The sequence below is a fragment of the Pantoea sp. NPDC088449 genome (genome assembly GCF_044753225.1).
Taxonomy (GTDB): domain Bacteria; phylum Pseudomonadota; class Gammaproteobacteria; order Enterobacterales; family Enterobacteriaceae; genus Pantoea; species Pantoea floridensis.
Genome location: NZ_JBIVMT010000004.1, coordinates 120,966 through 136,695, shown reverse-complemented (window position 1 = coordinate 136,695; position 15,730 = coordinate 120,966). Strand labels below are relative to the sequence as shown.

Below are 15,730 nucleotides of genomic sequence, written 5' to 3'. Positions count from 1 at the left end.
TATAATGAGGAGAATAATAGTTTCGCAGAAAAGTAAATAAAAGTGGATCTAAAAAAGACGTTAACGCGCCTGCATCAGCAGGCGCTATTTCGCTTGACGAATTATTTACCGTTCCAGGCTTTCATACGCGCATCACGCACCTGCAACTGCTGCTCCGGGGAGAGTTTGTTGTAATTCTCTGCCATACCGCTTTCCCAATCGCCATACAGTGGATTCGGCAGCACGATAAATTGCGTACCAAAATGCTGATGGTTAAGGCTGACGAATTGCTGACGCTGGGCATTCCCCTGATGCCAGGTGGCACCACCGAAGTCGTTCAGGTTATCACCCACATACAGCACCACGTTGTAGCCCGCATTTTTCACCGCGTCGAAGCGCTCTTGCTTATTAGAATTACCGCTGCTTAAGCGCACGGTTTTGTCGTTCACGCCGGAAAAGCCCAACCTGGTGAGGTTCTCAACGGTCGCGGCATAATCCTTCCGATCGCGATTAGAGATATAAAACATGGTGCCGCCATGGCTGTTCACGTAATTGGCAAATTCCACCGCGCCCGGCACCGCCGTAGCCTGGCGCGCCTGGGTCCACGCTGACCAGGTTTTAGCGGAGAAGGGCTGCCCATTTTTCGCCTGCCACGCGCTATAAGCGCTGTTATCGATCATCGTTTCATCCAGATCGACGATCACCGCTTTCGGTTTTCCTGCCAGGGAGGGCGCCTGATCAAATGCCATGCGCGCGGTGTTAAATGCTTGCCAGCTCAATGCCTGATATTCGCCGGATTGCTGGAACCAGTTCACCGCCAGCACAGATTGCTGGCCGAGCTGCTGTTGGGCCTGCTGTTTTGACGGCTGGGCACAGCCCGCCAGGGCCAGCACGATAAAGCCAGACGCGGCCAGCCAGGTGGTGTTTTTCATCATTTCATCCTTAAGTGATTATGGTCAGTTTTTGTAAAGCTTTAAAAATGTAGCAGTTAACGTAAGCTGTGGGCAGCAGAATACGGCATTCAGGTTATAGGAGACACTTATGGTTCAGCACCTGCAACGCGGTCCACGTTCAGCGCTGTTAGAGGGCCTTACGTGGCTGGAATATGCGTTCCAGCCGGCGGGCCAACCGGCTCCGGCCAATGCGGCGTACGGTCAGCAGCGTCACAGCGCCAACGTGGTGCTGGCGAGTCAAAACCAGCCGCCGAAAAGTTGTGAATCTGATGGAGTGATTGGCGAACATCATCTGCCGGTCGCGGTATATACCGCCGATTGTTTACCGGTATTGTTTGCCGATCCGCAACAGCAGCAAGTTGCAGCGGTGCATGCAGGGCTGCAAGGTACGCTAGGTGGCGTATTAAATAACGCCGTGGATCGTTTGCTGGAACGGGGTGCCAGCCGCGAAACACTGCGTGTCGCTATCGGCCCAGCCATTGGTCCCTGCTGTTATGAACTGGGCAACGATCTTGTCACACAGATGCGGGATCGTAGCGATCTGCCACCGCTACAGTGGTCTACGCAGCAGCCACACAACGCGCAGGCAATTCGCCCACAGGCGCGTGCGCAGCAGCAAGGGATTTGGTTTGATCTGCCACATCTGGCTCGGAGTTTACTGTTACAGCGCGGTATTCAGGCGGAACATATTGAGGTCGTGAAGGTTTGTACTTACTGTATGGCGGAGCCGGGATCCAGCTATCGCTATAACACCCATTTTGCCAGCGGCTATCAGTCGCGCTTCTCGTGGATCCGTACCCGCGGCTAGCGGCTTCACGTCCTTGTGAAGCCGGTCGGTCAGTGAATCACTGCATTAAGGGCCAGCACGCCCGCCAAACCGAGAATCGAGATCAGCGTTTCCATTACCGTCCAGGTCTTCAGGGTTTCCACCACGCTCAGGTTGAAGTAGCCCTTAAACAGCCAGAAGCCGGGATCGTTAACGTGCGATGCGATAACACTGCCGGAGCCCACAGCCAGCACCATCAGTGCGGGATCGGCATGTGTCGCAGCGATAATCGGCGTGACGATACCAGCGGTGGTGATAGCAGCCACCGTGGCCGAGCCCAGCGCCACGCGCAGCATGGCGGCCACCGTCCAGCACATCAACAGCGGCGACAGTGATGATCCCTTCATCATATCGGCAATATAGTTACCCACGCCGCTGTCCACCAACACCTGTTTGAATGCGCCACCGCCGGCGATGATAAAGATGATCATGGCGATGGCAGCAATCGACTCGCCGCACATATCCATCACTTCTTCCATCTTCCGGCCATTACGCAAACCGAGGGTCAGCACCGCAATCACCACCGCAATAAACAGCGCCACCGCCGGGTTGCCGATGAACTCGAAGAACTGGCGCAACGCGTTTTCTTTTGGCGTGGTCAATTCAAAAACAGCGGCAATCGCCATCAGCACCACCGGAATAACGGCGGCAAAGATGCTGATACCGAAGCCCGGCATCTCCTCTTCGGTGAAGATTTTCGGGTTATACAGGCCTTCTGGCGGCGACTTCTCAAAGCTCTTGAGGAATTTGGAGAACACCGGCCCGGCAATGATCACCGTCGGAATGGTGATGATCATGCCGTACAGCAGGGTGGTACCGAGATTGGCGCCAAAGATGGTGGCTATCGCCGTTGGACCCGGATGCGGGGGCAGGAAGCAGTGAGTCACCGACAACGCTGCAACCATCGGCACGCCGACGTACAACAACGGTAAGCCCGCCGCCGCCACAATGGTGAACACCAGCGGCAGCAACAGCACGAAGCCGACTTCATAGAACATGGCTAAACCGACAATCAGTCCGGTGACCACCAGCGCCCATTGCAGCCGCTCTTTACCGAAGGCAGCGATGAGCGTGGTGGCAACGCGCTGTGCCGCACCGGTATCGGAAACTAGCCGGCCGAGCATGGCACCAAAGCCGAGAATCATCGCTAATCCGCCCAGCGTCGAACCGATACCTTTTTGAATGGAGGCCATTACATTGAGTGGCGTCATGCCTTCGGCAATACCCACCACCGCCGACACAAACACCAACGCAATGAAGCCGTTGACCTTAAATACAATCATCAACACCAGCAGCAGTATCACACCCAGCACAATGATAGTGATTGGCATTTTTTATTATCCTTAGGAATACAGAGGGGTGATTAAGGTTTAGGCGCGAGCTGGCGATAATGCCAGCCGCGCGCCCCCGGCATCACACGGCGACGCGCATGCCACCATCAACGAACAGCAGATGTCCATTAACGAAGTTTGATGCCCCCGAAGCCAGGAACACCGCCGCACCAATCAGCTCTTCTGGCTTGCCCCAGCGCGCAGCAGGCGTACGCTTGGTTAGCCAGCCGGTAAAGGCGGGATCGTCCGCCAGCGCCTGCGTCATCTCGGTAACGAAATAACCCGGCGCGATGGCGTTTACCTGAATGTTGTGACGCGCTAACTCCACGCACATTCCGCGCGTCAGCATGGTGACCGCCCCTTTTGAGGCCGCATAAGGCGTGATGGTGTCGCGTCCTAATTCGCTCTGCATCGAACCAATGTTGATGATTTTACCCTGCTGACGCGCCACCATTTTTTTTGCCACGGTTTGCGAAACCAGAAAGACCGCTGTCTGGTTTACGGCGATGACGTCATTCCAGTCCTGCTCCGGGAATTCGAGGAAGGGGCGACGGCGCTGGATGCCCGCATTGTTTACCAGTACATCAATTGCACCCCACTCGGCTTCAATCTCCTCAACCGCCTGCTTAACCTGCGCTGATTGCGTCACGTCGAACGCTTTGGCATGCGCACACAGTCCGCGCTCACGCAGCTGTGCCGCGCCCTTCTCAGCACCTTCACGGGTTGTGGCGTTGATGATCACTTCGGCACCGGCTTCCGCCAGCCCTTGCGCCAGTAAAAATCCAATGCCACGCGCCGAACCGGTGAGCAGCACACGCTTACCTTCCAGGGAAAATAACTGACTCATCACAACTCCTTAAAAGGTTAACTGGACTTTAGCGGCGCGGGTTTTATCGCCGGCAAACTGCAATGCGGCATCAATGTCTTGCAAGGCATACTCCGCGCTGAACAGCGGCAATGGATCGACCACGCCGTTAGCCAGCCACTCAACGGCGGTGTTGAATTCATGGGTAAAGCGGAAAGAGCCAACCAAATTAATCTCTTTGGCAATCAACGCCATGATCGGGAAATCGGGGATGGTGCCGCCCATGCCAACCTGCACCAGCGTGCCTTTGGCGCACACCACATCCAGGCAACGCTGCAGCGATGCAGGATGACCAGAGGCTTCAAACGCCACGTCGAAATAACCTTTATCGGCGAGATAAGATGCGAAATCACCTTCGGCGGCATGAATGACCTGCGTCGCGCCCATTTGTTGCGCCATTTGAAGTGAACGCTCGCTGATATCACTGCAGACGATTGAGGCTGCACCGCGCGCTTTCGCAGCTGCCGCAATCAGGCAGCCAATCGGTCCTACGCCAGAGATAAACACGTTTTTACCGCTAAGGTCGCCGGCTTGCTGCGTCGCATGAATGCATACCGCCAGCGGCTCGGCAAACACCATCACCGTTTCATCCGCCGTTTGCGGGAAAGGTACGCATTGCGCGCTATCCACCACTTTGTACTGGGTAAAACCGCCGTCAACGTGTGGAACATACATGGCGCTGCCGAAAAAGCGCATTGAGGTGCACTGATTGCTCTGGTCGCGCTGGCAATATTTACATTCGCCGCAGGGTCTGGAGGGATTAACGGCCACTTTTTGCCTGGGCTGCAATGCCGGATCATCACTCTCAACGACATAGCCAATGACTTCATGGCCAAGCACCATCGGCATTTTGATGGCAAAACTGCCGACTTTACCTTCCTGATAGTAATGCAGATCGGAGCCGCAAATGCCGCCGCGCGTAATGCGTACCAGCGTGCCCTTTCCGTCCCATTTCACCTGCTGCTGTGCCACGCTGACTTGTTTTTTTCCGGTGATCACGCAGGATTGCGTTTCAATATCCATAACATCCCCCTAAGTGCTGTAACAATGGGGGTCATCAGACCGGGTTCTGCGGGTTAGAACTGTGATAAAGATCACTCTAAAACATGTTACGGCAGAGCTGTTACCGAGAACGTGATGTACACGCAGCGAAAGTGGGAAAAGGCGGTCATGGAGTGCCGCCCGGCGAGAAAATCAGTAACCTGACAACAGATCCTGGCTGTACTTGAATAGCTCTGAATCTGAGCGCAAACCGAGTTTTTTCAGCGCAGATTGTTTTTGCCCGCTGACGGTTTTACGACTGCGTTTAAATTTTACCGCGATTTGCGACACGCTGAGGCCATCAAGAAAACAGCGCACCACTTCCATTTCGCGTGGGCTGAGGGTCTTAACCCGTTCATAGATATTGCCTTTGCTACACGTTTCGAGGCTAGTATCCAGCGCGTCTTCACTCATTACATAAAGATTTTCGACTTCGTAAGCCACTTCCTTAGATAAAAACAATCGTCCCAGCGCGACCTGACGAATCGCATGAACAATCTCCGGCATATTGTGGCTCTTGCCGATAAAACCTTTTACGCCTGCGCTCAACACCATTTTGATAATGGCTGGACTTTCCATTGAAGAGGAGATCAAAATCTTTTGCTGAGGATAGTGATTACGCAGTTGCTTAACTAACGCCAGACCATCCAGTTCCCGCTCGCCCAAGAGAAAATCCAGTACCAACACATCAACAACGGTACTTTTTAACTGATTAAAGAGCTCATTACTCGAAGCCCAGGCGCCCACTAGTTGAATGTCGGGCTCATGTTTTAAACATAACTCGAAAACAGTACGGACCATCGGGTGGTCATCAAGGACAGCGACACGCACCTGTTTATTATGTGCATATACCATTTATTCGTTCCTTTATTACTGCATTAACTTTGTCCAATTCTGACTACCTCCTTATTTCAGATGAGCGGGTGAGATTTATAAATCAAAACCGTCATAGCTTTTTATTACCTGCTCACGTAAAAATGCGAAAAGTCTGACGTAACTCATCCAGAAGACCACACAAGAATCGTCTCAAAAAGGCATGATGAAGGTAACCAATTTAATAAGTTAAGTAATCACCTTACGGGTTTCTGACTCATCACTTTAGCTTCCTGTGCATTAATTAATGGCAAGTAAAAAAACACGTAAAGTATTAGCGCGTTATGATATTGCGCATTCCGTCTGGTAATGATGCGCAGGGAAAGAAAAATCAAGACCGTTCTTGGGGATTAATCAGGTTTGTACATGGCATGATGTGCTTCGTCCTCACCCGGGACTGTGTTTAAAAAGGTTGAGTTTTACGAAATTAATAACCATAGAGCTAATTAATTAGCCCCCAACTTCATGCTATTACAGGGCGAGCAAGTTTCTTCCCGTGCCTGGCGAGAGAAATCCACACTTTCGTCTGCGACTTGCCGCCCTGCTTTTTTTTGATGTTTCTCACAGGCTGAACGCCGCACACTTTCTTCCCCGCAAAATCCCGCTAGAGTTCACTCATCCGACCACTTTCAGAGTATGTGATCATGTCTGAGCATTATGCCCATCTCTTCGCCCCGCTCGATCTGGGCTTTACCCAACTCAAAAACCGTTTCCTGATGGGTTCGATGCATACCGGACTGGAAGAACATGCTGATGGCGCAGAGCGTCTGGCTGCCTTCTACGCTGAGCGCGCACGTGAAGGCGTGGCGCTCATCGTTACCGGCGGCATCGCGCCTAACCCTCAAGGCGTGGTGGCGCAGGGCGGCGCGATACTCAATCAGGAAAGCCAGTGCGAGTGGCATCGCATCATTACCGATGCCGTGCACGCGGAGGGAGGGAAAATTGCGCTGCAGATCCTGCATGCCGGACGCTACAGCTATCAGCGGGATCTGGTTGCACCTTCGGCATTGCAGGCCCCCATCAATCCCTTTACCCCGCAAGCGCTCAGCGATGCCGATATCCGAAAAACTATTCAGGACTTTGCGCGCTGCGCCAAACTGGCGCAGCAGGCCGGCTATGATGGCGTCGAGATCATGGGCTCGGAAGGTTATCTGATTAACCAGTTCCTGGTCGCGCATACCAATCAGCGTGACGATGATTGGGGCGGCGACGTAGCACGACGCCGACGCTTTGCACTGGAGATCACTCAGGCGGTGCGTGACGCCGTGGGTGGCGATTTCATCATTATTTTCCGTCTTTCGATGCTGGATCTGGTCAACAACGGTAGCTCACTGGAAGAGACGCTAATGCTGGCAGAAGCCCTGGAGCAGCGCGGCGTTACGCTGTTTAACAGCGGCATCGGCTGGCATGAAGCGCGTATTCCGACCATTGCAACCTGCGTGCCGCGCGCCGGTTTTGCCTGGGTCACCCAACATCTACGCGATCGCGTATCGGTACCGGTTATCGCCACCAATCGCATTAACCATCCCGAAGTTGCGGAGCAGCTGTTGCGCGATGGCATTGCCGACATGGTCTCGATGGCGCGCCCCTTTCTTGCCGATGCCGCTTTCGTCACTAAAGCAATGCGCGGCCAGCCCGATGCAATCAACACCTGTATTGCCTGCAATCAGGCGTGTCTCGACCAGATTTTTCTCGGCAAAGTCACCTCGTGCCTGGTGAATCCGCGCGCCTGCCACGAAACGCAGATGCCGGTAATCCCGACCGAACAGCCGAAAAAACTGGCGGTAGTGGGCGCTGGACCCGCAGGTATGGCATTTGCCCTTCAGGCGGCACAACGCGGTCATCAGGTCACGCTCTACGAAGCGGATGCGCAGATTGGCGGACAGTTTACTATCGCCCGGCAGATCCCCGGCAAAGCCGAATTTAGCGAAACGCTGCGCTATTTCCGTCACCAGCTCGCCGCAGCAGGGGTGACGATAAAAACGGAACATCGGGTAAGCGCCGATGAGTTAATCACGGCGGACGACGTGATCATCGCCACCGGCATCGTACCGCGCCAGCTGGCAATCCCCGGCATCGACCATCCCAGCGTGCTGAGCTACCTCGACGTGATACGCGATAAAAAACCGGTGGGAAAACGCGTAGCGATTATCGGTGCTGGCGGCATTGGTTTTGATACCGCGGAGTATCTGCTGCATCAATCCGACCACGAGGATTTTTATCAAAGCTGGGGCATCGATCGCAGCTTGCAGGCACGCGGCGGTTTGATTGCACCGCAGCCGCTGCCTGCCGACCGGCAAATCTGGCTGCTGCAACGTAAATCAGGCAAACCGGGCGCAGGTCTGGCAAAAACCACCGGCTGGATCCACCGCGCCAGTTTGCAGGCGCACGGCGTGCAGTTGTGGGGTGACGTTGAGTATCTGAAGATTGACGATGCTGGGCTGCATTTGCGTCATCAGGGCGAAGATATGACGTTGGCGGTAGATAATGTGGTGATTTGTGCCGGTCAGGAGCCGCTGCGTCAGCTCGCGGACGAGCTTAGCGCGCGAGGTAAAGCGGTGCGGGTGATTGGTGGGGCGGATGTGGCGCAGGAGCTGGATGCTCGCCGCGCCATTGCTCAGGCAACAGAACTGGCGCTAAGTGTCTGATTACCGAAGTTTGACCGAACGCAACACCACAAACTTGGCATTGGACGCCACCAGTTCACAGTTGCCAAACAGCTTTTTCATTTTGACGTGATAACCGAGGTGGCGGTTGCCGACGATGCGCAATTCGCCACCGTACTGCAGGCAGCGCTTGGCATCACGCAGCATTTGCCATGCCAGATGATCGGTCACCGCGTGCTGCTGGTGGAACGGCGGATTACACAGTACCGCATGCAGGCGATCCGACGGGAAACCGCTCAACACGTTGTTAACGCGGAACTGGCAGCGCGCCATATCCTGCGGGCGGTTGACTTCCACATTCAGCTTGCTCGATGCCACTGCCATGTAAGATTCGTCATAAAACAGCACATCGGCGTTAGGGTTTTGTTCCAGCGCCAGTAAGCCAATCACGCCATTACCGCAGCCCAAATCAAGAATCTCACCTTCAATATCATGAGGCAGATGCTGCATAAAGAAGCGCGCGCCCACATCCAGCGAGGCGCGAGAGAAGACGTTGGCGTGGTTATGGATCTGATATGGCGAGTCGTCGAGCGGCCAAACGGTGGTCGCCGCCTGTTCCGCTAACTCAGGTGCGGTGTAACGGCTATAAATCAGACGCGCCTTTTTCCACGCCAGCGAGGTTTTACTTTCACCAAGGATGCGCTCAAACAGCTGCAGCGTGGAGTTATGAATATCTTTGGCTTTCGCTGCCGCTAAAATCAGCGTCTCCGGCGTCACCACTTCGCGCAGGGCGCGCAGTTGATGCTCAAGCAGCGCCAGCGCTTTCGGGATTTTGATCATCACCACCGCTGGCGCAGCGGGTAACGGCGCCAGGCTGTCAATAAAGTGCACCTGATCTTCATCCATGTCGTTGAGACGCAGGTTCTGCTTTGCCGCCTGTTCGCTCAGCAGCGAATCGCTCACGTGCCATACCGGACGCGCACCCAGACCGCAGGTCAGTGCACCAAAGCTGTCGTTGAACACCAGCACCGGTCCCTCTGGCAGTTCTTGCTGCAACAGGTATTCATCGGCGGAATCCCACGCCTGTAGCGGGCTTTCCTCGCGCATAGGCGGGAAGCGGTGCAGCGTCAGCGTGCGATTGGTCAGTTCAAGTTGGCTCATGGAATCTCCGGCGTGGTACACTTTGCGCGATTTTCGCCCTAAAAAGGGGGCGCAGTATACTGTCTTTCGTCGGGAATCCCAATGTCATTAATCTATCTGCAGGGTTACCCTGAAAACATCCTCGAACAGGTGCAGACGCTGATCGATCATCAGCGATTAGGCACCTTTCTCCAGCAGCGCTATCCCGATACCCATAATATCGTCAGCGACCGCGCGCTTTATGACTACACGCAAGCGCTTAAAAACCGCTATATGCGCAGCGCGCCGCCGGTAAGCAAAGTGATTTGGGATAATAAAATCAAGGTGATGAAGCACGCACTTGGGCTACACACCGCGATTTCACGCGTGCAGGGCGGTAATCTAAAAGCCAAAGCCGAGATCCGCATCTCGACCTTTTTCCGTCTCGCACCGGAAGCCTTTTTGCGCATGATCGTGGTGCACGAGCTGGCGCATCTTAAAGAGAAAGAGCACGACAAAGCCTTTTATCAACTCTGCTGCCACATGGAGCCGGATTACCACCAGCTGGAGTTCGATGCCCGCTTATGGATGACCGACCAGGCGATGCGCGGCAACGCGGCTTAAAGAAACTCCTGCGCTTTTTGAATCAGGCTGGTTTTCGTCAGTGCGCCCATAAAACGGCGCTCCTGCGGATTATTCAGCACCGGCAAGCGCTCAAGCGTGACGCGAGCAAAAGCCTCCCATCCTTCACGCATGCTTTGATTCTGATAAATACAGGGAAAATTGTTGTCCATCACCTGACTTACCGGTGAATGCAGGGTGATCTCCTGTGCCAGCACCTTGCGCGAGATGTCATGAATCGACACCACGCCGAGAAATTGCCCTTCACTATTTATGACGTAGACATAACGCTCACGTTTGAGTGAACTCACCGCCAGCGCCTGCCCCACCGACTCTTCCGGCTGCAGCGCCGCGCCGGGAATGATCAGCTGATCAACCCGCATATTATCGAAATCATATTTGGCTTCGGCGCGGCTGAAATGCGTGCTCACCACCGGATAAGTGCTGGAAGACTGCAGGCGATATACCACCATTGATGCCAGCACCGAGGCAATCATCACCGGGAACAAGAGACTACTGTTGAGCGTCATCTCCAGCACCATCAGCATCGCCATCAACGGTGCCTGGCTCACCGCCGCCAGCACGGCCGCCATGCCGATGGCCGCATACAGCAGGGTATCGCCTACCGGTAAATACAGCATCGTGCCAATCTGGGCTAGCGCCACGCCAAGCAGTGCACCTATCAATAATGAAGGGGTAAACAGCCCGCCGACCGCGCTTGAGCCGACCGAAAGCGTCGTTGCCAGCGTTTTCAGCACCAGCAATCCTAACAACCCCATTAAGACATAGTGACCATCAATGATGTTAACGATCACTTCATAACCGTTACCGAGAATATCGGTGGAAATAAGCGCCAGAAAACCCACGGCTAACCCACCCGCGCCTAAACGCAACGGCAGCGATCGCACGCGACTAAACAACACCTTGCTGCGCGCAATTAGTTTGATCAGTATCCAACCGGCAAATCCGGCAACCAGACCAATCAGCAGCGTCATCAGCAAGCTGCTGATATCCATCTGGAACAGCGCTTCAGATAAGGGATAAAGCGCGCTGCGGAATCCCAGTGACCACATGGTCATTACCGCCACCGCCGAGGAGACAATCAACGGGATCAGCCGTTGCAGCGCCGAGATGCCGAAGGCGATTTCTGCAACAAAAATCGCCGATGCGAGCGGCGCGTGATACACCGAAGAGAGGCCTGCGGCGGCGGCCATCGCCACGATATCGCTATGGCGTAAATTGAGCGATGCGGGCAACCAGCGTCCGATTAAACTGCCGCTTAGCGCCGACAGCTGCACCATCGGCCCCTCTTTACCAATCGACGCCCCGCTGCCGATACTGGCAATTGAGGAGAGCGCACGAAACAGTGAGGTTTTGGTCGGCACCGCATCGAGGCGCGCATTGATCACTTCCAGATAATCGGTTTTTACCGTTTCCTGCTGCTCTATCGCCACTGCATAGCGCAGAAACCAGCCGGCCAGCACGCCGCCTGATCCCACCAGCAGTGGCCAGAAGATCCACGGCCAAACGTGCATCGCCACGGTGATTTCATTATCACTGTTGAACAGCAGATGGTTGATCAACTCAATCACACCGCGAAATGCCAGCGTGACCAGCGACGCGACGAATCCCACGGGAATGGCGATCAGCAATGTGGTCCAGTTCAGAGCATGTTTACTTCCACTCACCGCGCGTCCCCGCTTAGTCGGTTAAAAAATTGTGCGACATCATCATATTGGAATGCGGATCTCAGGATCAAATTTCGCCTGCCTGCCGATTCGCTGAACATGCTACTCTGCCGCTTTACTTTAGCAGGAGAACAGCTCGTGATTCGTTTCGCTATTGTGGGAACCAATTGGATTACCCGTCAGTTTATCGATGCCGCACATGAAACCGGCAAGATGAAGCTGAGCGGCGTCTATTCGCGTAACCAGCAGCAGGCCGAGGCTTTTGCAGAGGATTATCCCTGCAAGCTCACCTTCACTTCCCTTGAAGCGCTCGCTAGCAGCCGTGAAATCGATGCGGTGTATATCGCCAGCCCCAATGCGTTGCACAGCGAGCAGGCAATACTGTTCATGTCGCACGGCAAGCATGTGATTTGCGAGAAGCCGATGGCGTCCAATCTGCGTGAAGCCGAGGCGATGATTGCCTGCGCACGCCAGCATCAGGTGGTGCTGTTCGAGGCCTTTAAAACCGCCAGCTTGCCCACCTTCCTGCAACTACAAAGCACCTTGCCGCAGCTGGGTAAACTGCGCAAAGCGCTGTTTAACTATTGCCAGTATTCGTCGCGTTATCAGCGCTATCTTGATGGTGAGAACCCTAACACCTTCAATCCGCGCTGGTCGAACGGTTCCATCATGGATATTGGGTATTACTGCCTCGCCGCAGCGGTTACGTTATGGGGCGCGCCGCAGCAGGTTAAAGCGCAGGCTTCGCTGCTGGAAAGCGGCGTTGATGCGCATGGCGTGGTGGTGCTGGGCTATGGTGATTTTGATGTCACCCTGCTGCACTCCAAAGTGAGTGATTCAGTGATCCCGAGTGAGATTCAGGGCGAAGCGGGCGCGCTTGTCGTGGAAAAGATCTCCGAATGCCAGCAGCTGCGCTTTATCCCGCGCGGTGGTGAAAGCCAAAATCTGACGCAGCCCCAGCACATCAACACCATGCTGTACGAAGCAGAGACCTTTGCCAGCCTGGTGGAGGCCGGTGAAGTAGACCATCCGGCGTTAGAAACCTCGCGCATCACCGCCCAGCTGCTCACCGAAATTCGCCGCCAGACGGGCGTCGTGTTTCCGGCAGACCAGGCTGGTGTGTAAATATTGCAGAATATTTCACGTTGCCTCTTGAAACCGCACGCCATACTCCGTATGTTTGCCGCTGCAAAGGGGAGTAACTTGTAAGCTGATTGATCGTCATTACGATGCGTAACGCATCCGGTCGTCAGGCAACCCGGAATCTATTCTGAGTTGTAAGTGAGACCTTGCCGGAAGGCGAGGTTTGCTTGCAGCACGATCAAAGCGGCTGACGTCTTCTGACTTCAGCCGTTTTTTTATGTTCAGAAAAGGATACGCCATGCACTCTGTAGGCACACCGTTACTTTGGGGCAGCTTCGCTGTCGTTGTGCTCGTCATGCTCGCGATCGACCTGCTATTACAGGGCCGACGCGGCGCGCAAACCATGTCATTCAAACAAGCGGCTGTGTGGTCGCTGGTTTGGGTTTCCGTTTCGCTGCTATTCAGTGCGGCCTTTTGGTGGTATCTCGAAGGCACGGCTGGACGTGAAGTCGCTACCGCACAAACCCTCGCTTTCCTCACCGGCTACGTATTAGAGAAAGCGCTGGCGGTCGATAACGTCTTCGTCTGGTTAATGCTGTTTAGCTACTTCGCCGTTCCGGCCAATCTGCAACGTCGCGTGCTGGTTTATGGGGTATTAGGCGCGATTGTGTTACGTACTATCATGATCTTCGCCGGTAGCTGGCTGGTGGTACAGTTCAGCTGGATTTTGTATATCTTTGGCGCTTTCCTGCTGTTCACCGGTATCAAAATGGCGCTGGCCAAAGAAGAAGAGGATAGTGCGGTAGGCGATAAGCCAGTGGTGCGCTGGCTGCGCAAGCATCTGCGCATGACGGATAGCCTTGAAGGCGAGAAGTTTTTCACTCGTAAAAATGGCGTACTGTTTGCGACACCGCTGCTGCTGGTGCTGATTATGGTGGAGCTAAGCGATGTGATTTTCGCCGTGGATAGCATTCCCGCCATCTTCGCGGTCACCACCGATCCGTTCATCGTATTAACTTCCAACCTGTTTGCCATTCTCGGCCTGCGCGCCATGTACTTCCTGCTGGCAAATGTGGCGGAGCGTTTCTCAATGTTGAAATACGGTTTGGCTATCGTGCTGGTGTTTATCGGTATCAAGATGCTGATCGTCGAGTTTTATCATATTCCAGTGGCGATCTCGCTGGCCGTTGTCGGTGTGATTCTTGGCGGTACGCTGCTGATCAATGCCTGGGTGAACCACAGAAACGACCAGAAGAAGATCTCACAATAATCATCTGCAGGGGCGCTAATCGCCCCTGCTTTGTTTCGCCAGTCGCAATCTTCGCCTTTTATATGTCTGTCACACTTCCTATCATCAGCAGATCAAAAAACCGATCTGCTGCGCACGCACAGAATTATCTCTTTCCTCGATAGCTCTTTTCCTTATACTCCGCCGGGCAAACCGTTATGCGCGGCAGAACCGCGCACAACACTCATGACCACAATAAAAAGACCGTACTATGCAAAACAACGTTATTGGACGTCTGGGCGCGCTGTTCGCAGGAAGCCTGGTAAAACAAATCATGATCGGCCTGGTGGCCGGCGTCGCGCTGGCGTGGTTCTCACCCGATGCCGCGCTAGCCGTTGGCCTGCTGGGCGAGCTGTTCGTTCGCGCGCTAAAAGCCGTCGCGCCGCTGCTGGTTCTGGTGCTGGTGATCTCCTCCATCGCTAACCATCAGCAAGGGCAGAAAACCAACATTCGCCCAATTATCATGCTCTATCTGCTCAGCACCTTCTTTGCGGCGGTCGTTGCGGTGATCTTCAGCCATCTGTTCCCACAGACGCTGTCGATGAACGTGGGCGCCACACAGATCACCCCGCCGTCGGGCATTGGCGAAGTGCTGCACGGCTTGCTGATCAGCATGGTGTCGAATCCGATTGAGGCACTGATAAATGCCAACTACATCGGTATTCTGGTGTGGGCATTGGGCTTAGGGTTGGCGTTTCGTCATGCCAGCCCAGGCAGCAAAGCGTTTCTCAATGATGCATCCAGTGCCGCAACCTGGGTGGTGCGCTGTGTGATTCGCTGTGCGCCGCTGGGGATTTTTGGTCTGGTGGCGTCGATCCTCGCTTCCACCGGTTTTGATGCCATTTGGGAGTACGCCAATCTGCTGACGCTGCTGCTCGGCTGCATGCTGATTATGGCGCTGGTGATCAACCCCATGCTGGTGTTGCAGAAGATCCGTCGTAATCCTTATCCGCTGGTGTTTACCTGCCTGCGTGAAAGCGGCGTTACTGCGTTCTTCACCCGCAGTTCGGCGGCCAATATTCCAGTGAATATGGCGCTGGCTAAGCGTCTCAATCTTGATGAAGATACCTATTCCGTGTCGATTCCGCTGGGCGCCACCATCAGCATGGCCGGTGCATCGATCACCATTACCGTACTGACGCTGGCCGCGGTGCATACGCTGGGCATTTCAGTGGATGTGCCAACCGCTATTCTGCTGAGCCTGGTCGCATCGCTATGCGCCTGCGGTGCATCAGGCGTCGCCGGCGGTTCGCTGCTGCTGATTCCGGTAGCCTGTAATATGTTTGGTATTCCAAACGATCTGGCGATGCAGGTAGTTGCGGTGGGCTTTATTATCGGCGTACTGCAGGATTCCGCCGAGACCGCGCTGAACTCATCGACAGATATTCTGTTTACTGCGGCCGTTTGCCAGGCGGAAGCCGAGCGCGCGCCGCGTCGTACGGTTTCAGAATAACTAT

Annotated in this window: 13 protein-coding genes; 6 read left to right on the top strand and 7 right to left on the bottom strand. The window is 54.6% G+C overall.

Going from position 1 to position 15,730, the window contains the following annotated elements:
• Positions 1-101: 101 nt before the first annotated feature.
• Complete coding sequence (locus ACIP6T_RS17975; protein WP_097095952.1) at positions 102-911, bottom strand: 5'-nucleotidase, lipoprotein e(P4) family; 810 nt, start codon at positions 909-911, stop codon at positions 102-104.
• 109 nt (positions 912-1,020) lie between these two features.
• Here ACIP6T_RS17975 and ACIP6T_RS17970 point away from each other — a divergent pair, with 109 nt between their 5' ends.
• The gene (locus ACIP6T_RS17970; protein ID WP_400458247.1) at positions 1,021-1,740 is read left to right on the top strand and encodes a polyphenol oxidase family protein; all 720 of its coding nucleotides are present in this window, start codon (positions 1,021-1,023) and stop codon (positions 1,738-1,740) included.
• A 29-nt stretch (positions 1,741-1,769) separates the two neighbouring features.
• Here the strand turns inward: ACIP6T_RS17970 and ACIP6T_RS17965 are convergent, their stop codons facing one another.
• The 4 genes from ACIP6T_RS17965 to ACIP6T_RS17950 form a co-directional block, all read right to left on the bottom strand.
• On the bottom strand, positions 1,770-3,089 hold the full coding sequence (locus ACIP6T_RS17965; RefSeq protein ID WP_064738443.1) for a gluconate:H+ symporter: 1,320 nt from the start codon (positions 3,087-3,089) through the stop codon (positions 1,770-1,772).
• Between the two features lie 82 nt (positions 3,090-3,171).
• On the bottom strand, positions 3,172-3,936 hold the full coding sequence (gene idnO, locus ACIP6T_RS17960) for a gluconate 5-dehydrogenase (RefSeq protein ID WP_400458246.1): 765 nt from the start codon (positions 3,934-3,936) through the stop codon (positions 3,172-3,174).
• Positions 3,937-3,945: 9 nt separating this feature from the next.
• Complete coding sequence (gene idnD / locus ACIP6T_RS17955; protein WP_400458245.1) at positions 3,946-4,977, bottom strand: L-idonate 5-dehydrogenase; 1,032 nt, start codon at positions 4,975-4,977, stop codon at positions 3,946-3,948.
• Positions 4,978-5,148: 171 nt separating this feature from the next.
• Entirely contained in the window at positions 5,149-5,850 is a 702-nt protein-coding gene (locus ACIP6T_RS17950) for a response regulator transcription factor (RefSeq protein ID WP_097095948.1), read from the bottom strand.
• 662 nt (positions 5,851-6,512) lie between these two features.
• Between ACIP6T_RS17950 and ACIP6T_RS17945 the strand changes: the two genes are divergently transcribed.
• Complete coding sequence (locus ACIP6T_RS17945; RefSeq protein WP_400458244.1) at positions 6,513-8,516, top strand: FAD-dependent oxidoreductase; 2,004 nt, start codon at positions 6,513-6,515, stop codon at positions 8,514-8,516.
• On the opposite strand, the gene rlmG is transcribed toward ACIP6T_RS17945, so the two are convergent.
• The gene (rlmG, locus tag ACIP6T_RS17940; protein ID WP_400458243.1) at positions 8,517-9,635 is read right to left on the bottom strand and encodes a 23S rRNA (guanine(1835)-N(2))-methyltransferase RlmG; all 1,119 of its coding nucleotides are present in this window, start codon (positions 9,633-9,635) and stop codon (positions 8,517-8,519) included. It lies immediately after the preceding gene.
• An 81-nt stretch (positions 9,636-9,716) separates the two neighbouring features.
• Here rlmG and ACIP6T_RS17935 point away from each other — a divergent pair, with 81 nt between their 5' ends.
• On the top strand, positions 9,717-10,217 hold the full coding sequence (locus ACIP6T_RS17935; RefSeq protein ID WP_097095945.1) for a M48 family metallopeptidase: 501 nt from the start codon (positions 9,717-9,719) through the stop codon (positions 10,215-10,217).
• Here ACIP6T_RS17935 and ACIP6T_RS17930 read toward each other — a convergent pair.
• The gene (locus tag ACIP6T_RS17930; protein ID WP_400458242.1) at positions 10,214-11,902 is read right to left on the bottom strand and encodes a chloride channel protein; all 1,689 of its coding nucleotides are present in this window, start codon (positions 11,900-11,902) and stop codon (positions 10,214-10,216) included. The genes ACIP6T_RS17935 and ACIP6T_RS17930 overlap by 4 nt on opposite strands.
• A gap of 138 nt (positions 11,903-12,040) precedes the next feature.
• Between ACIP6T_RS17930 and ACIP6T_RS17925 the strand changes: the two genes are divergently transcribed.
• The 3 genes from ACIP6T_RS17925 (at position 12,041) to sstT (ending at position 15,726) form a co-directional block, all read left to right on the top strand.
• Entirely contained in the window at positions 12,041-13,027 is a 987-nt protein-coding gene (locus tag ACIP6T_RS17925; RefSeq protein WP_345828214.1) for a Gfo/Idh/MocA family oxidoreductase, read from the top strand.
• A 256-nt stretch (positions 13,028-13,283) separates the two neighbouring features.
• Positions 13,284-14,255, top strand: a complete 972-nt coding sequence (locus ACIP6T_RS17920; protein ID WP_097095942.1) for a TerC family protein — start codon at positions 13,284-13,286, stop codon at positions 14,253-14,255.
• A gap of 229 nt (positions 14,256-14,484) precedes the next feature.
• Complete coding sequence (gene sstT / locus ACIP6T_RS17915) at positions 14,485-15,726, top strand: serine/threonine transporter SstT (protein WP_345828212.1); 1,242 nt, start codon at positions 14,485-14,487, stop codon at positions 15,724-15,726.
• Positions 15,727-15,730 lie beyond the last annotated feature (4 nt).